Origin of the sequence: Pseudomonas sp. TSRC2-2 (assembly GCF_049897785.1) — a bacterium.
GTDB lineage: Bacteria > Pseudomonadota > Gammaproteobacteria > Pseudomonadales > Pseudomonadaceae > Aquipseudomonas.
Window position 1 is genome coordinate 212,419 of sequence record NZ_JAFCWZ010000014.1, and the last position, 16,673, is coordinate 229,091.

General features: G+C 51.8%; 18 protein-coding genes and 2 tRNA genes. 10 read left to right on the forward strand and 10 right to left on the reverse strand.

Features of this window, described 5'->3' with window-relative positions; genetic code table 11:
• A complete protein-coding gene (locus tag ACP7D9_RS25890; protein WP_426160007.1) occupies positions 1–1,236 on the forward strand; it encodes a c-type cytochrome in 1,236 nt (411 codons plus the stop codon).
• 1 nt (position 1,237) lies between these two features.
• A complete protein-coding gene (locus ACP7D9_RS25895) occupies positions 1,238–2,209 on the forward strand; it encodes an XdhC family protein (protein ID WP_426160008.1) in 972 nt (323 codons plus the stop codon).
• Positions 2,210–2,253: 44 nt separating this feature from the next.
• Here the strand turns inward: ACP7D9_RS25895 and ACP7D9_RS25900 are convergent, their stop codons facing one another.
• Positions 2,254–3,537, reverse strand: a complete 1,284-nt coding sequence (locus ACP7D9_RS25900) for an NAD(P)/FAD-dependent oxidoreductase (protein WP_426160009.1) — start codon at positions 3,535–3,537, stop codon at positions 2,254–2,256.
• 183 nt (positions 3,538–3,720) lie between these two features.
• Here ACP7D9_RS25900 and ACP7D9_RS25905 point away from each other — a divergent pair.
• From ACP7D9_RS25905 to ACP7D9_RS25920, 4 genes are all read left to right on the forward strand, one after another.
• Positions 3,721–3,797 (forward strand) — tRNA-Val (locus ACP7D9_RS25905).
• Between the two features lie 260 nt (positions 3,798–4,057).
• The gene (locus ACP7D9_RS25910) at positions 4,058–4,417 is read left to right on the forward strand and encodes a nucleotide pyrophosphohydrolase (RefSeq protein WP_426160010.1); all 360 of its coding nucleotides are present in this window, start codon (positions 4,058–4,060) and stop codon (positions 4,415–4,417) included.
• Entirely contained in the window at positions 4,414–5,397 is a 984-nt protein-coding gene (locus tag ACP7D9_RS25915; protein ID WP_426160011.1) for a hypothetical protein, read from the forward strand. Before ACP7D9_RS25910 ends, ACP7D9_RS25915 begins: the two co-directional genes overlap by 4 nt.
• A 64-nt stretch (positions 5,398–5,461) precedes the next feature.
• A tRNA-Ser gene (locus ACP7D9_RS25920) sits at positions 5,462–5,551 on the forward strand.
• A 351-nt stretch (positions 5,552–5,902) separates the two neighbouring features.
• Here the strand turns inward: ACP7D9_RS25920 and ACP7D9_RS25925 are convergent.
• Together ACP7D9_RS25925 and ACP7D9_RS25930 are read right to left on the reverse strand one after the other, a co-directional pair.
• A complete protein-coding gene (locus ACP7D9_RS25925; RefSeq protein WP_426160012.1) occupies positions 5,903–6,730 on the reverse strand; it encodes a metal-binding protein in 828 nt (275 codons plus the stop codon).
• Between the two features lie 20 nt (positions 6,731–6,750).
• Positions 6,751–7,599, reverse strand: a complete 849-nt coding sequence (locus ACP7D9_RS25930; RefSeq protein WP_426160013.1) for a hypothetical protein — start codon at positions 7,597–7,599, stop codon at positions 6,751–6,753.
• Between the two features lie 15 nt (positions 7,600–7,614).
• On the opposite strand from ACP7D9_RS25930, the gene ACP7D9_RS25935 reads away from it, so the two are divergent.
• The 3 genes from ACP7D9_RS25935 (at position 7,615) to ACP7D9_RS25945 (ending at position 10,538) form a co-directional block, all read left to right on the forward strand.
• Positions 7,615–8,577 (forward strand): hypothetical protein, encoded by a 963-nt coding sequence (locus tag ACP7D9_RS25935; RefSeq protein ID WP_426160014.1) that lies wholly within the window; start codon positions 7,615–7,617, stop codon positions 8,575–8,577.
• A gap of 371 nt (positions 8,578–8,948) precedes the next feature.
• Positions 8,949–9,983 carry a hypothetical protein gene (locus tag ACP7D9_RS25940; protein WP_426160015.1) on the forward strand — a complete coding sequence of 345 codons (1,035 nt, stop codon included), beginning with the start codon at positions 8,949–8,951 and terminating at the stop codon, positions 9,981–9,983.
• Between the two features lie 15 nt (positions 9,984–9,998).
• The gene (locus tag ACP7D9_RS25945; RefSeq protein ID WP_426160016.1) at positions 9,999–10,538 is read left to right on the forward strand and encodes a hypothetical protein; all 540 of its coding nucleotides are present in this window, start codon (positions 9,999–10,001) and stop codon (positions 10,536–10,538) included.
• Positions 10,539–10,753: 215 nt separating this feature from the next.
• Here the strand turns inward: ACP7D9_RS25945 and ACP7D9_RS25950 are convergent, their stop codons facing one another.
• The 4 genes from ACP7D9_RS25950 to ACP7D9_RS25965 all read right to left on the reverse strand — a co-directional run bounded on the left by ACP7D9_RS25950 (position 10,754) and on the right by ACP7D9_RS25965 (position 12,342).
• Positions 10,754–11,371: a recombinase family protein gene (locus tag ACP7D9_RS25950; protein ID WP_426160017.1), complete on the reverse strand. Its 618-nt coding sequence runs from the start codon at positions 11,369–11,371 to the stop codon at positions 10,754–10,756.
• A 133-nt stretch (positions 11,372–11,504) separates the two neighbouring features.
• Positions 11,505–11,720, reverse strand: coding sequence for a hypothetical protein (locus ACP7D9_RS25955; protein WP_426160018.1), 216 nt, complete (start codon positions 11,718–11,720; stop codon positions 11,505–11,507).
• Between the two features lie 25 nt (positions 11,721–11,745).
• Positions 11,746–12,006: a hypothetical protein gene (locus tag ACP7D9_RS25960; RefSeq protein WP_426160019.1), complete on the reverse strand. Its 261-nt coding sequence runs from the start codon at positions 12,004–12,006 to the stop codon at positions 11,746–11,748.
• A gap of 114 nt (positions 12,007–12,120) precedes the next feature.
• Positions 12,121–12,342 carry a helix-turn-helix domain-containing protein gene (locus ACP7D9_RS25965; RefSeq protein ID WP_426160020.1) on the reverse strand — a complete coding sequence of 74 codons (222 nt, stop codon included), beginning with the start codon at positions 12,340–12,342 and terminating at the stop codon, positions 12,121–12,123.
• A gap of 131 nt (positions 12,343–12,473) precedes the next feature.
• On the opposite strand from ACP7D9_RS25965, the gene ACP7D9_RS25970 reads away from it, so the two are divergent.
• The gene (locus ACP7D9_RS25970) at positions 12,474–12,788 is read left to right on the forward strand and encodes a hypothetical protein (RefSeq protein ID WP_426160021.1); all 315 of its coding nucleotides are present in this window, start codon (positions 12,474–12,476) and stop codon (positions 12,786–12,788) included.
• Between the two features lie 339 nt (positions 12,789–13,127).
• Here ACP7D9_RS25970 and ACP7D9_RS25975 read toward each other — a convergent pair whose 3' ends face one another.
• The 3 genes from ACP7D9_RS25975 to ACP7D9_RS25985 form a co-directional block, all read right to left on the reverse strand.
• Positions 13,128–13,859, reverse strand: coding sequence for a hypothetical protein (locus tag ACP7D9_RS25975; protein WP_426160022.1), 732 nt, complete (start codon positions 13,857–13,859; stop codon positions 13,128–13,130).
• A gap of 169 nt (positions 13,860–14,028) precedes the next feature.
• The gene (locus ACP7D9_RS25980; RefSeq protein WP_426160023.1) at positions 14,029–14,652 is read right to left on the reverse strand and encodes a hypothetical protein; all 624 of its coding nucleotides are present in this window, start codon (positions 14,650–14,652) and stop codon (positions 14,029–14,031) included.
• A 403-nt stretch (positions 14,653–15,055) separates the two neighbouring features.
• Positions 15,056–16,348, reverse strand: coding sequence for a site-specific integrase (locus tag ACP7D9_RS25985; RefSeq protein WP_426160024.1), 1,293 nt, complete (start codon positions 16,346–16,348; stop codon positions 15,056–15,058).
• Positions 16,349–16,673: the final 325 nt, after the last annotated feature.

The following is a 16,673-nucleotide window of genomic DNA, read 5'->3' on the forward strand; positions in this document are numbered from 1 at the left end:
ATGAAGCATTTACTGACCCGCCTGGCTTTTGCTGTCGCAATGGCTGCGCCGCTGTTGGGGGCGCACGCCGACGATCAGGTCAAGCGCGGCGAATACCTCGCCCGCGCCGCCGACTGCATGGCCTGCCACACCGCACCGGGTGGCGCGCCGTATGCCGGCGGCCTGCCGATCGTCTCGCCATTCGGCACGATCTACGGCACGAACATCACCCCGAGCAAAGAGCATGGCATCGGCCTGTACAGCGATGACGAGTTCTTTGCTGCGTTGACCGAAGGCAAACGGCGCGACGGTGCGAATTTGTACCCGGCGATGCCGTACACCTCGTATCACCTGATGCCGCGCGCTGATTCCGATGCGATTCACACGTATCTGAAAACCATCGAGCCGATCGAACGCGCCGCGCCGGTGACCAGCCTGAGCTTTCCGTTCAACGTGCGTCTGGGCCTGACCGGCTGGAACATGCTCTACGGCAAAGACGTCAAGCTGGAACCCGCCGAGGGCAAAAGTGAGGCGTGGAAGCGCGGCCAATACATGGTCGACGTCCTCGGTCACTGCGGCGAATGCCATACGCCACGCGGCCTGCCGGGCGCGATGCAGATGGACAAGCGGATGACCGGCGGCATCCTCAATGGTTATCTGGCGCCGAGCCTGCTGGCCACCGACCTGGCCGCGCGCGGCTGGAATCAGCAGGATTTGAGCACGTTTCTGAAGCATGGCATGAGCGCGCAAGGGACGATGTTCAACGAAATGTTCCCGGTGTTTCACAACAGCACTCAAGGTCTGAGCGATGCTGATCTGGCGGCCATGGCGACGTTCCTGCTCGGCGAGCAACCGCCGCCAGCCAAGGAGCTCGTCGAGGTGTCCTTGGACAAGCTCAGCGCAAGCGCTCAGCGCGGCCGCCAGGAATACCTGAACGTCTGCGCCGGTTGCCACGCCGCTGGCGGTGAAGGCAAGCCGCACATCGCCGTGGCCATGCGCGGCAACACCACGTTGCGCCTGGAAGATCCACGCAACCTGTTGCGAGTGATCGAAGACGGCATCGGCGAACAGAAATTCTCCGGGTTCGAGCGCATGCAACCGATGCCGGGTTTCGCCGACAAGCTCAGTCCTGAGCAATTGACTGATCTGCTCAACTACCTGCGTCAGGGTTGGGGTGGCCAGAGTGCTGAGCTGGCGGTGAGTGACGTGCAGAAGCTGCAAGCCGACGCGCCGAGCGCCGAGCACAAGGCCCACTGATATGCAGTATCTCGATCTGCAAGTGGTGCGCCGGGCGCTGCAGTGGTCAGTAGCGGGACAGCGCATCTGGCTGTGCACGGTGCTGAGCACCTATGGCTCGGCACCGCGCGCGCCGGGTTCGCTGCTGGCGGTAAACGAGGGCGGGCAGTGGATCGGTTCGCTGTCGGGCGGTTGCGTCGAGGAGGATTTTCTTGAGCGCGTCGCCGAAGGTGTGTTCCTCGAAACGATCTGCGTTGTGCGTTACGGCGAAGGCGATGATCCGCGCTCGCGGGTCAGTTTGCCTTGCGGTGGCATTCTCGACGTGCTGGTGGAGAAACTTGACGCCGACTGCGAGGTGCAGGCGCATCTGCGTGAACTGGAGTCGGCGCTGCAGGGGCAGCGTCGTGTGATTCGCGAGGTCGGTTTGGCCAGCGGTGCGCGCGCTATTTTTGCTGATCGCGAGCAGGGCGCACGGATCAAGCGTGAGATCGACCGGGTGCGCATTCGTATTGGCGCAGCGCAGCGTTTGTTGTTGGCCGGCTACTCCAGTGTGGCGCAGGCGTGTGCCGAGTTCGCAGTTGGGCTCGGCTTCGAAGTGATTCTCTGCGATCCGCGCGATGAAGTCCTCGAAGGTGTGGTGCTCAATGGCGTGGAAATCCGTCGGCAGTTGCCTTCGGTGTTCATTGCCGACGGTGGTTGCCATCGCGATACAGCCGTGGTGGCGCTGACCCACGATCCGCGTATCGACGATCTGGCGATGATGGAGGCGGTGCGCACCGAGGCGTTTTACATCGGTGTGATGGGATCGCAGCAGACGTCGCAAAAACGTTTCGAGCGCTTAAAGCGCATTGGTGGATTGAGTGAGGCTGAGCTGGCGCGGATTCATGCGCCGATCGGTCTCAATCTCGGCAGCAAGACGCCGGCGGAAATTGCGCTGGCGGTGCTGGCAGATATCCTGCGGATTCGCAGCGGGATCGCTCGGGATCAGCTTTGAAGTGTGTACGTAAAATGAAAAGGGCCGCTACTTGCGGCCCTTTTTTACATCCCGAATTTATCGCGCAGGCCGTAATACCAGGCGCCCAGCGCGGCGAACGGTGTGCGCAGCAACTGCCCGCCGGGGAAGGGGTAGTGCGGCAGGTCGGCAAAGGCATCGAAACGCTCTGCCTGACCTCGCAACGCTTCGGCGAGGACCTTGCCCGCCAAGTGCGTGTAGGTGACGCCGTGACCGCTGCAGCCCTGCGAGTAATAGATGTTGTCGCCCAGGCGCCCGACCTGCGGTAACCGCGACAGAGTCAGCAGGAAGTTGCCGGTCCAGGCGTAGTCGATCTTCACATCCTTGAGTTGCGGGAAGGCTTTAAGCATCTTCGGGCGGATGATCGCTTCGATGTTCGCCGGATCGCGCGCGCCATAAACCACGCCGCCGCCGAAGATCAAGCGCTTGTCGGCGGTCAGGCGGTAGTAGTCGAGGAGATAGTTGCAGTCCTCCACGCAGTAATCCTGCGGCAATAACGCCTTCGCCAGCTCATCGCCCATTGGCTCGGTGGTGATCACTTGAGTGCCACACGGCATCGACTTGGCCGCCAGTTCCGGTACCAGATTGCCGAGATAGGCATTGCCGGCGACGATGATGAACTTGGCCCTGACCTTGCCTTGCGGTGTATGCACAACCGGATTGGCGCCGCGCTCGATGCGCACGGCAGGTGATTGCTCGTAGAGGGTGCCGCCGAGAGACTCGACTGCCGCCGCTTCACCGAGCGCCAGATTCAGCGGATGGATATGGCCGCCGCTCATATCGAGCATGCCACCGACGTATTGTTCGCAGCCAACGACTTCACGGATGCGCCGCTCGTCCATGAGCTCCAGTTGCGTGTGGCCAAAGCGTTCCCACAGCCGTTTCTGCGATTCAAGGTGACCCATTTGTTTGGCGGAAAGGGCGGCGAACACGCCACCGTCTTTCAGGTCGCACTGTATATCGTATTTGGCAACGCGCTCGCGAATGATGCGGCCGCCTTCAAAGGCCATTTCACCCAGCAGTCGCGCTTGTTTGGGCCCCACGGTGCGTTCGATTACATCAATGTCGCGGCTATAGCTATTGACGATCTGCCCACCATTGCGCCCCGACGCACCAAAACCGACCTTGGCCGCTTCCAGTACCGTTACGCGAAAACCGTTCTCCAGCAGAAACAAAGCGGAGGACAGCCCGGTATACCCGGCACCGATCACACAGACGTCCGTCTCCACATCATCCTGCAGCACAGGACGTGGCGGCACGGCATTGGCCGACGCAGCGTAATAAGACTCTGGGTATTGGGTGTTCGCCATCCTGCCGCCTCTGTTTAATATATTTTACGAGTGCGCCGATCCTACCCGAGTTGAAAAACCTCCGCCAGCCACCGGAAAATGTTCTTTGCTGAGCCGAAATTAAATATTTTGCATATTCATAGGGTTAGGTGAAAAAAAGGTGTTGACACCCCTCCGGAATTCCGTAGAATGCCGCCTCACAGCAGGCACGTAGCTCAGTTGGTTAGAGCACCACCTTGACATGGTGGGGGTCGTTGGTTCGAGTCCAATCGCGCCTACCAAACAAAATCCGCTCTGCTGGGCGGTCTGGAAGGGCTCACCGAAAGGTGAGCCCTTTTTTGTTGTCTCGGATTTCTTGCAGAGCGTTCACAAAATATAGGCTTCGTTCACACCGAGCAATGTGAACGCCTAGAAGACATGTTCTGAGCTGTGATTCTTCTACATTTTGGTCTTGGTGAGCGTGTGAGGTGTTGACGGCTAGACAGGCTTTGTCGGAGTCGTTAGCGTCCACGCTATCTTGATCATGGTGCATGGAATCGGAATGGACGTACTGAAACAACTGCAGTCCGATCTGGCTGCGTTTGCTAACGAGAGGGACTGGGATCAGTTCCATACCCCCAAGAATCTAGTGATGGCATTGTCCGGTGAGGTGGGGGAGCTTACAGAGCTCTTTCAGTGGCTCACTGCTGAACAGAGTGAGCGTGCTGTCCTTAGCGATGAGGCAGTAAAGGCCGTTGAAGAAGAGATGGCCGATGTTCTGCTTTACCTGCTCAGACTGGGAGATAGGCTACAGATCGACGTTGCAGCGGCGGCCCAAGCCAAAATCAAGCTAAATGCAGAGAAGTATCCCGTTGATAAGTCCAAGGGCAATGCTGTGAAGTACTCAAGGAGAGAGAAATGACTGTCGCAGTTGTGTACCAGCCTTGCTCTGATCCGGTTGCGAGGCAAAACCTTCAGAACACCATACTCAACCCCATCTTTCTTGACGATATCGTGCACCTTCTTGATCCTGCGCTTGGTGCGATACTGCGAGCAGAGAATCCCTCGGGCAAGCTTTATATCTGGGGGCTATCGCCCAGCAATACCGAAGCTGCTTGGCTGAGAATGGCTCGAAACGACGTGGTCATCTTCAACGTCAAAGGAGTGGTTACAGTTGCGTCGAGGTTTACTCATCGCACCCGTAATCGAGCCCTTGCTCTTCATCTGTGGGGTTTTAAAGACGTCAGTGAGGGGATCACTTGGGAGAACGTTTACTTCGTTTCGGATGTACGCCATGTGTCTATTCCATATCCTGACATCCTGCTCTGCACCGAAAGCCAGCCTCGTATGTCTTTCAATCGCTTCTCCGAAGCAGACAGTGCAGCGATTATTGATCGCTACGAGAAGCTACTGTACGAGCTTGCTGATGAGCCTATAAGTCTCGAAGAGGCTCGCGTTGAAATTAGTCTCCAGATGGAAACGGATGGTTCTGCTACGATACAGACTAGAAACGAGCACCGCTTCATCGTGAAACATCTCTTTAAAGGCTTGGCCACTGGTACATGCTGCATCTGCTTAAACGACTATCCTCGCAACATGCTGGTTGCTGCACACATCAAAAAACGGGCATCCTGCGACAGGAAGGAAAAGCTGGATATCGAAAATATCGCGGCCCCTATGTGCCGTATGGGGTGTGACCCACTTTTTGAGTTCGGATACATTTCGGTAAAGAACGGGGCGGTTGTTAGGCATCCATCCCTCGAAGCGCCTGCGGCTATATCGAGTTACATTGATGGTGTGTTGGGTAATGTCGTACCTGCTTGGAGCCAAAAAACGAAGAAGTACTTTCAATGGCACAGAGATACGCATGGCTTCGAGCCAGCAGAAGCTGGAGCTACTTGAAACCTAGCTACATAACCGTAACTTACTCAAGGTTTCTGTGGTATTTCCCATCGTCCGCGCCGTTGGAGAGATGCCAGAGTGGTCGAATGAGACGGATTCGAAATCCGTTGTATGTTCACCGGTACCTAGGATTCGAATCCCTATCTCTCCGCCATACAATAGAAAAGCCCCGTAGATCAAGGTCTGCGGTTTTTTTTGTTTTGGGATTGTACTACTCCGTTGTACTACTCAAATTATGAAGCTTACGGTCTCGAGACGCTTATTTCTTCGCATGTCTGTCGGCAGGTAGCTGTGCAGCATCTAATGCGAATTGAAGGGCGTTTGCAGCCTCTGTGAAGGCTTCTGGGTCATCCATACCTCATAGATGATCCCGCCTTTATGGCGTCCTGTACGACGCTATCGACGTACTGACAGGAGCTAACAACCAGCTGAGCATCCTCTGGCAGAAAGGCTTGTTGGAGTTCAGCCAGCAGTTCAGGACTTCTACCCGCATCATACAAGCCTACTAATCTTTGATTGGGTAGCTCACGATCGCCTGAGCAGTTGACATCAAAATCATCTGATCATCTGACAAGCCAGTAAAAGGGAATCCAGAATATGGGAAATGTCCCGATGATAAATTTACATAAAGTCGGTCATCAGTAAGTTCTACCTTAGTTGCTCCAGAGGGGTAGATTCCTTTGCCTTTTTCAGTAATAGAAAATGCCAAGGGGAAGAATGAAAGCACACTGATGGTGCAAATGTTTCTACGATTTTTGAATGCAAACATCTTTGCACTCAGATGATGACGATGAGGATAGAACCAACAATACAAATCGTGAGTATTACCTATGGCGGAATTGTCACCCATTACAAAGTTCTGTAGCGGTGTGAAATACGGCGTCTCTACTGGCTCGCGTTTACACTCGTCGACAGACGTAGCTGACAGTATGTGTCCTATTATTGCACGACAGAATCTCACAGCATCGAAAGGTAGCGAGACGTAATTGAGATGATTACTGGCATAAGCAAAGTGATTAGCTACAAGCGTGGTGAGTTCCTTATAAACCCTCGCCACCTCTTGGTCATTTGCACCCAGATGATTACTATTGCAGGCTTTGCAAATGGTCTTGAATTTACTGCCATTAGGTGACTTCACGCCTTTAACTGGGATCGGGTCAACGCCCATCACTTCAGTTAGATGCACTTGTTCAACCTTGCTAATTTTGATGCTTCCCTGTGGCGGAACATGATCCCAACTGAGCCTGCCGTAGTTGCCGCAAATCAAGCAGTAGCCTTGGGCAATCTCAGTGTGCATGCGTCGCTCGGTTAAGCGCTTGGTGAAATCCCCCATGGCAAACTCCGCTCAAATGATCAGCTAAATTTCAACTCAGAGGGAACATTATTCTCAATGGACTTGAAATGCATTTTAGACTTAGGAGTTAGCTGATAAGTTGAATTATACCCATACTTAACCTTAGTCACATATCCATCATACGAAAGCGATTCCAACAAAGCTTCAAGCTCACTTTTGCCCACACTAACCAGCTCGTGGATACTATCAATTCGAGCATATTCGTCAGCTTTTCCGCATAACATAACCGCTTTAAGAATCTCCGTCTTAGTTCGAGAAGCAATTTCGTGAGGAGATAAACGCCTAGCTGTCTTGGGATGAGAGCTTGGGTATCTTGGCGGAAGAAAAGCGTTAGCCCCAATCAATGCGTCCATGGTAAAGGGGACTGTTTTGGCGTTGATTTTAACTTGCTTCAACTCTTTTTGTGCCGTATCCAGCTCTGCTCTCAACTGAACGGTAAGCTTCTGTGAATCCGACAATGAATTAGAAAGCTCCAAGAGCTTTTGATTTAGGGCGCTATTCGAATCTTTCAAAGTAGCGTTATGATGCTCTAGCTCGCCATTAGCAAAGGTGGCCTGACCAAGCTTCTTCTTTGCACGATAATTGTTCTCAATGAGCATACCGATTAGGGCGCTGAAAAACAGCGTCAACAATAATCCCAAGGACACGGCAGACCATAGAGGAAGCGTCACGGCAGCAAAGGCGTCAAACGCATCAGCAGACAGACCGAAGACCCATTGAATCAAAGATGCGAGCCAGTCAGGCGGCTTGCTGTTTTCAAGGGTATAGTGGAAGACCGTAGCTACTGAGCCAACCAGAGCTAACCAGAACCACGTTCGCACCTTCCCTAAGCTACCCTTGACGTCCATCAGCTAAACCCGAGCATGGCAAACGGCTATTGTATCAGAGGCTTCGACCTCCTCGCAGTCTCCCAGCAGAAGGCGCTGCCTGTTAACATCCTGCCATTCTTCACTTGGGGCTTGGGAATGGCTGTTGAACTCACCTACACCGCAATATGCCGTAACAACCAGCTATTCATTTTCGATGCCCTCAGAGAAGACGAAAGCCAGACAGGGCGGCGCTTACATGAAGACGTTACCGACTTCGCCAACGGCATCGGGCGTCCGAACTACTGCACACGTTACGTGATCAAAAACAGGATCATGTTGGTGGGCTACTTGAAAGCCATGGACAGCGAGTGCAAAGCTGGCGTACTGCTCCCAGCCTTACACTTTGAATGTCACGGGGATGCTGAGAAAGGGTTGTGGATTGCGGCCAGTGACGAGTACATACCATGGCCAGACCTTGCAGCTCTGATTGCTCCTCTTAACGCTGCCAGCCGGAATAACGTAGCCGTAGTGCTTGCAACTTGCCACGGTTTCACTCTGTGGCGATCAGTTAACATCAAAACGCCTTGCCCTTTCCAATATATGATTGCTCCTAATCAAGAGATTAGTGCAGGAGCCATTCATGATTCTCTTCTTCCATTCTATAAAGAGGTCATATCAACCGGAGAGCTGAGCAGGGCACTCACACATCTTGATAGTAAATTCCAACGCTTTATTGCAGGCGAATGGTTTTATTCAATAATCGCTTCCTTCTATACGCACAACTACAGTTTGAAAGACAAGGAAGAGATCATGAATCAGATGATAGATAATGAAGTGGCCAAGGCGGGCTATTCCAACCGTCAGATGATTCGGAAAAGCAGAGTGAAAATCAAGAAATTCCTTAAAGACCCTCGGGAATTTTATCAAGCAGTAGAGAAACTATTCTTTCATGGGCAAATGCGAGTGCCCTATGAAGATATGAAAAAATTTGTAGACTACCAGAAAGGTACACCATAACCCGACCAGCGCCGCGAGATGTGAGCAACTTTGAGGCTGGTCTGATCCTGAGTCTGAAAGAGTAGAGCGGAGAGAGTAACGTTTGGAAAATTTGGTTTGTAACTGCACTGTTTAGTCGCAAGCGACTGACCTAATGAAAAGCTGTCGAAATATTAATAATTCTGTGCTCCCTGTAAGCTCCTAGAACCTCAGAAGGACACGGTGAGAGCGAACATCGGACGGTGTGCGATTGTTGGTGTGAACTCATCAGTGCGGGCTATATGCATGCCAAGGAAAGATAAAACAGATGCGCCGGATAAGAGTAGAGCCAGAGTTGCTAAGATGGTAGAAAGGGCTACAGTTAAACAATAATAAAGGCTGGGGGGCGAGCTATGGCACATTTAGGGAAAAGCTGGGCAGGTAGAGCATTTGGCACGAACACAGGAAATCTTGCTATCTCCTTTATTAGGGATGAGGAAGAGCTTGAGGGTGTAGTTCGATTTCAAGATGAGCAGTATGGCGTCGTCGTGTACAACGTGACAGGGACGTTTAAAGACGGAGTTCATATAACAGGAAAGACAGCCACTGTAATTGAGGGCGTCGTTTTTGGTGATTTGACGGTTGACGCAGTACTTACTCCAGAGGGTAGCCTAAAAGGCGAATGGACTACTACATTAGGTTCTGGCGGGCCATTTATCGCACACCCTCATGGTGGGTCTAAAACGCTCAATGCCTCGACCTCAGACGTAGAAATCGAGCAGTTTTATACACGCACCCATACTTTAGGTGCGTTGAATTTAGATAGAGAGGCTGTGCTTTCACTGATAGAGTTGGTGAAGAAAGATTTCAATTCAGGTGGGCGGTTGATCATCACATACCGCAATGGTGGATCAGAGGTCACTAAGTATGGTGCTGATTTTGAAGCTGCAATTGATGGTCTTAATGAGCTGAATTATCTAAAGTTGTTCATACAGGAACCAGATGAGTTTGGTGTGAACAAGATGGTCATTGTTGAACTGGTTGAGCATGGTGTAAGCAAGATTGTTGTTCAAGGTGTGCGTGAGATTTGGGTTGAGGGAAAAGCTAGGGTTTTGCTGGATGAACTTAATAAGAGAAAGAGGAATCTGGTAACAAATTTTAAAAAACATGGCGTTAGCCTGACTCAGCTAGCATTCTTTGCCATGCTGGTTGTGATTGTGGATATCCAGTCATTCTGGAAAAGGGCAGGCTTCGTGGTGGTGTTTGTAATTACTATAAGGATTATAGAATGGTTGCACATGTCGTACATACCCAATGCCACTATCAGAATGAGCAAGGGCAAACAATCTCTCCATTCTAAGTACGGTGTGTCAGTAGTGTCATGGCTGGCAACTATTGTAGGGGCTTTGGTAAATAGCTATCTTGCCTATCTACTGATTCCTAAATGATAAAAGGAGGACGTTATGAGACAAGGCGAGGGGAATTGGAGCGAACAAGTTGCATATGCAGTGAACTCTTTGGCGGAAGAAATCAAGGAGATTAAGAAGTTTCAGCAGGACTGCGAGCGCGACAAAGACATCGCAATGATGATGCAGATGGCTGAAAAGCAGATGACGCAGGCTACCAGCTACACGAACCTGATCTTGGTGGCAGGGTACGCAGGATACTTTGCGTTCTGGTCAACACTGGTAACCAGACTCCCCAACTGGCTGTACGCTCTCTGCGGTCTGCTGGCTCTCCTGTCCCTACTGCTTTTCATCTCTTGGGAAGTGATCAAAATGACGTGGGGCACAGTGCACCTCAACCGCATCAACAAAATGATTCTCAAGACAGTGCGTGGGCCGAATGTCTTGCAGATCATTGATGCCGCTGCATCCTCACACAATGTCAGGATCAACAAGCTGTGGTTGTGGTTCTTGGTGCCCACCCTCACATTTGGGATAGGGGCAGGACTGCTGCTGTTGGGGTACTTTGCTGTCGAGGTTTGGAAGACCGTTTTCTGACTCGAATCCCATCCCCCGCGCCGCGGGAAGTGAGCAATTTTGATGCTGTCCTGATTTCTGGCTGGGAAATATAAGTTGGAAAGGGAATTGGAAAAGCAGGTTTGTGCGAGGGGGGCTTGACGCTGTGCGACCTGCCTAATCAAAAGCTGTCGTAATTTAGATATAAGTTGCGGCCCCCTGAGAGCCACGTAGCACAACGCTATCTGTGGAAAGCCTCAAGCTATCTCGCGCTTGATCCTGTACACCGTAGCAACACCACAGCCAGCCACCTTGGCGATGTCATCAGCAGACATGGTTGGGTGCTTGGCAATGGTTTCCTTTACTTTGGCCCACTTGGTAGTGTCCTTGCCTTTCCCTGCTGGCTTCCAATGTGGTTCAGCAATCCGCTTGTTCTTCAAACCTTCCATAATACGTTCAACACGTTTGTCTTGGTCGAGGCGGGCCATGGTTGCCATGAGTTCGATGAGCATATCGTTGATGACGCGCATCACTTCACCTGCAATGCCACTTGTAGCCATCTGCCAACTGGTTGGAAGGTCAGCGATTACCAAACGCAGCCCCTTGGCCTTGATTGTGGTCTTTAGGGTTTCCCAATCTGTTTGAGGCAGACGGCTCAACCTGTCTACGGATTCGCACAACAACACGTCTCCAGCTTCAGCAATATTCAACAGCTTCATCAGCTCAGGACGCTCCAGCTTGGTCCCGCTGATGTTCTCGCTGTAGATGCCTGCAATCGTCAAACCGTTATCACCAGCGAACTTCTCTAGGGAAGTCTTTGCACGGTTGGCGTCTTGATCCTTGGTGCTGGCTCGCAGGTACAGGTGGGCGTTCATGGCAGGCTATCCGTTAGAGTAGTTTACGATAGACCTATGATAATACGATCAGTTAACTATCTGGAATAGCTATCTGATAGTGGTGGACAGACGGTTATCGCGCTACCAGACAACTAGAGTTCTTTGATAGCGATTATTGCCGGAGCTTGAGAATTCCAGCGGTGATAGCGGCCGCGTTCGCATCGAGAGTTTCCAGTGCGGTGACGGCGTTTTCATGGGTTTCGCTTGAACCACTGGCTTTTGCCCATAGGGCCACTTCTTCGATTGCAGCAGCCAAAGCGTGCTGGTTGTGAAGGAGGAGGGTTAACACATCTGCTGTAGCGATATTGGCATCTGGATCGTCTGGCATGTCTGTTCGTCCTTGGATATGGCAATCACTCAACACACTCAAAGGTGTAATTACGATCCCAGTAGTCACCCTTGATCGTCATCTTGGCATAACGCTTATGCTTCAGGCATTCAGCATCAGCCAATCTCTGTGCCTCTGATGCATTCAAAGACTGCGACTCGACAACCACGTTGCGAGGGTTAGAGCTGACAACTGATGTAGAGCACCCGCTCAAGGCAATGGCAATTCCGATCACGACGGAATGGCACCATTTAAAAGGGGGCGGGTACAGGTCGATCTTGTGCATGGGAATGCTCCATGGGATCGAATCATCCTAGCCCAGCTCTCCACCAGTTGGTACTTGTCCAAAGCTCCCCAGCGAGATGGTGCATAGCTCTGACGGATTACTGGGCAGTAGCCATCAAAGACCCTGTAGCAGCTCCGATAGCGATACCCCCAACCCATCAGCAAGCACCTTGGCCGCTTCTAGACTGGGATTGGCAGTGCCTGTCTCTATGCGTGACATGTAGGTACGCATGAAGCCACATTTGTCGGCGAATGCTTCTTGGCTAAAGCCTTGAGCCTTCCGTAGCTCCCGGATTCGTTGGCCGAAGCCTTTTCTGAGGTTCTGGTTAATCTGCATCCATGCATGATGGTGGCATGTGCCCTGATCGTGAACACACCAACTAGAGACACACTAATCGTTACATTTCTCGCAAGCAATGGCATCATGGCGTTCTACGACCTATGGATTTACATCAAAGGAATCGCTTGATGAACACCGTTTCTCGCTTGCTGTGCCTGCTGCCCCTTCTCGCATCTGCTGCCATGGCGGACACCTACCCTCAGCGAACATTGAAGGCTGGTTCGATGGTTTGTTTCAAGGCTGGAGACTGGAGCGACATGGTGGAGGCTTCAATCGATCAAGACGGGGACGCAGCTACCCGTTTGGTGGAGTCTGGAAAGTGCCGAACGATTTCAAGTCCTATCAAGGTGAGCGTCATCGAACCCAGCATCAATGACAAGTCTTCAATGGTCCAACTTCCAAGTGGCAAGACTGCTCATACAGCAAATGGTTGGTTACGGTGATTTCTGCACAGCAAGGGAGTTGTGCGAGGAACTGCTATCGCTCTGATCTCCAGTCGAACAAGGACAAATCATGAACGATAAGCTCTATTACCTGAGCACCCAGAAGAAGAAACCAATCACATCCTGCACCTGCTGATGTGCGTCGTGACGTGCGGTCTTTGGGGTGTTCGTGTGGGGTATGACGATGCGTGCGAATGACTGGCACAATCGCAAGATCGACAAAAAGATCAAGCAGTTAATGAGCAAGCGGTAAGGCTGGAACTCACTAAAATCCAATCTGTTGTGCCCGCGAATGGGAGCGAAAGCTGAAAGCTGTACAGGCTATCGCTCCTTTTCTTACTAGTGTTGATACTGGAATGTAGGAGTCATCGCGTCAGCATTGGACCGCAGCCGATCAGCGTACTTAATCAGTGCTCGTACGACGCGGAGATCAGGTGCAACCTCTCGCAGGTAATCACGAAGATGATCGTCAATCACATCAGCTTTCAATCTCTGCCAGTCGCAGTGGGCTTCCAAAGCATCCGTTCTCCATTCTCCGATTTGGCTTGATAGCTTGTGCATAATATCGGCTTGGAATCCGCCGCCAAACATGGATACTCCCGGATACCCTGATCGAGGTGTTTTCCTTCTCCATCGCACTGCCATATTAATGCTCGCAGGTACGAAGCAGCAGGTATCAGGGCTGTAGATTCTGTTACCCGGTACAAGAATATCTTTGTCCAACTGGTAGTCGCCGATGGCGTTCTGGTCAAACCAGACCTTAAAGTCGGAGTATCTATACCAGCATGGAGCTACGGTGCAATCAGAGTAGGTTGCACGAGACCTTGTTGAGTTTGCGTTGTAGCAACAGTCGAACATTCTCTGCCAAACATTGTATGACCAGTCGTCTGCACCAGAAGTGTCTGTGAAGTCGTCAATGCCCACACCGAACAACAAATCACTTTTCAAATTGTCGGTGACTAGTTTTGGTATCGTAAATTCTATCGGTGCGTAGTCTGGGGTATGTGATTTCGAACCCTTGCCGCGAGAGGGAAGGATTTCTGTTTCTTGTGTTTCGTAAATCATGAACATGTTGTGCTCCTTGTTTTGTTGTTGGTGGTATTCCTCTTCTTTCTGATTGAGGCTGTTCGACTTTCCGGTCGAAAGGTCTTTATTTAATAATAGGAATTTGCTAAAGCCCTTGTATTACAAGGCTTCCAGCGGGATTATCGCGTAATTTTTTCGAAAAAGTTACGTGAGGCTATGCGGCAACTCGTGTGACTTTGGCTGTAGGCAGCCTGTCGCTTGCTGGGTTCAAATACCAGTCTTTCACGTACCGTTCCTGCGCGTATTTATCACCCCGGAAGATCAGCCGAGGATTTAGCACTAGCTTGATCTCGCCCTTGCGAATATCACCGTTTCTCGATGTGCTGATCCGTACCATGTTGGCACTGGCCAGCATGTTCAGCTTCTTCATCAGATTCGATTCTATCGTGTTCAGTGCATTCGCCAGATCAGCTTGAGGCATGATGATGACGTTATGGTACTGAACCAACCCGTGCAGCGTGCGAAGGGTGTTCATCATCGGCAGGGTGATACGACAATCCACGCCTGTACGGCGCCAAACGCCATGGGCAATATCTTGTGTGTCGAGCAGTGAGTGCAGCATATGTGCAGGCAACTTGCGACGGTCAATATGCTTCAGGAACGCACACAGGTCGTCAGCACTCCGGCACTTGCTTAGTTCGGGGCAGTGATCAGAACGTTCGCTGAACACAGAAGGCTTGTCGTCATAGCCGAAGATTTCGCCGGTTGCTGGACTGATCAACAGTCCATCGACGTGAAGAAAGGATGTTGCGGTTAAAGCTGGGCGTTCGATCGCCATTGTTCATTCTCCTGTTCAAGTTTAGTGCATAGGCAATCCTCTCGGGTTGTGCCGGTTAGTTTGGTAGATCGCAGACAACACTGTACCGATCATCTGGCACTGTATGGATGCAAGACGTGTTCGGTATGTTTGTCTGATTTATGAATTGTCGCTCAAGTTGCCCCAACTTGTCAAGCGTTAGTTGTTGCATATGCCGATGGAATGATGTAGGCGTGTCGCACTAGCGAGGTTTACCGCCTCTATATCCAGTCCACCAGAAACTGGTTTCCGGTGGGAGAGAAAACGTCCCGCTTAGTCCTAACAGCGATTTAAACTGTGAATGCTGGGTGGAACGACAGTTTTTGCTCAAAGCATAAAGAATCCAGTGCTGATTACGCTCGGGTTTATCGACGGTTATTCGGGGTTATTGAATGTGCGTCAACGCCTCGGCCATCGCTTTGACCGGGATTCTGCTGCCATAGATGCCGAAGGTGACGGAGCTGTCTTCATGTCCCACCATTCGTTTGATCAGTGAGTCTTGCACGCCAGCATCCCGCAGATCATCAATGAAGGTATGACGGAAACTATGGAAGGTTTTGCGTGGATCGGTGATACCCAGTTTTGCCTTATAGCGTCCAAACCATTTCGAGGCTGCGTGCCCGAGCTTTCCTCGCACTGCTTCCAGTTTGGGGAATAGGCGATCATCCCCATTTGCCCTGACTGAGTCAGCGTATTGCAACAAGCCCTGCTCGATCAGAGAAGAGTGCAGGGGAAGAACACGACGGCTGCTGGCGTTCTTGAGGTTCTGGCCTTCACGGCTGTCATCGATGCGGATGCACTGTATGCCCTGTTGCTCGATAAAGTCATCCACCCGCAATTGGCAGAGTTCTTCCAATCGTGCCCCAGTGGCTCGCCCTAGGAGCGGCAACCAGTAGCGCCATGGATGCTTTCGGGCTTCTGTTTTGAGTGCATCCAGATTGAGCAGAGTGGTCAGATCGTGTCGATCAAAGGACAACCGTGCCTCCTTGGCCGATCCAGTCATCACCTTCATGCCCATCAGAGGATTATCCGCTACATATCCATTTGTCTTGCACCAGTTCAGGAAGGCAGAGAGTTTGCGTAAGCGATTGTTAACGGTAACGGCGGTGATGGTCTTGTAAGTGGCACCAGATTCAACGACCTGCTTTAGGGTCTTGCCCTCGTACTCCGGGCGTAGGCCGAAGTATTGCGGGCAACGACTCAAACGATCTTTCAGCAGTCGGGCTTGCTGGACGCCAAATGCTTCAACGGGCATGTCACCCATCAACTCGAACAGATCACGCAGAGCACGTTCCACCTCGAAGGTGCTGACCTCACGCCATGTACCACCCCGTTTTCCTTCTTCTATATATAGCTTCGATAAGGTGGCGAGGGTGGGGCCATCTTTGCTGGGCTTCACGGTAATCGTTGGTGCTCTCCTTGGAGCAGTTTGGATGGTTGGTAAGGGGGCTGAATCTCGCCACTGCACGCATAACTCACGAAGTACCTCAGGAGCTGTCAGTGGGTGCTCGTTTAAGTGACTGTGCACCTGCTGGGCCAATGAGCTGGCTAGGAACAGTGCAGCCTGACGTTCTCGAATGCGCAAGCATATGCGTAGGGTCTGACGCTTCGGGAACAAGTGCTTCGGTAGTCGAAGGTTGAGGTAGTAAATGGACTGGCGACGGACGATGTAGGCCATGATGGGGCACCAGAGTGGACCAATAAAGTGGACCAATTGAGTGGAACAATTCTGGTCACACCTCGTCCTTTGACTGTTCGTACAGTGAGTTCGCACGGTAGATATCTCGCAACCTGATCAGCCTGAAACCCTTGCCCCGTAAGGCCCGCAACGATTGCCGAGCATGCTTGCATGCCACCCGGTCAGGCCCGGAAGGGAGCAGCCACAGCGGGAACATTGTGTGCCGGGGTGTGGCTGGTGGGGTTGCCTGCTATCTCTAACTTATTGATTATGCAACGATTTTTCAGTTAAAAACTCGAAGTTTGACAGCGTGTAGGTACACCTG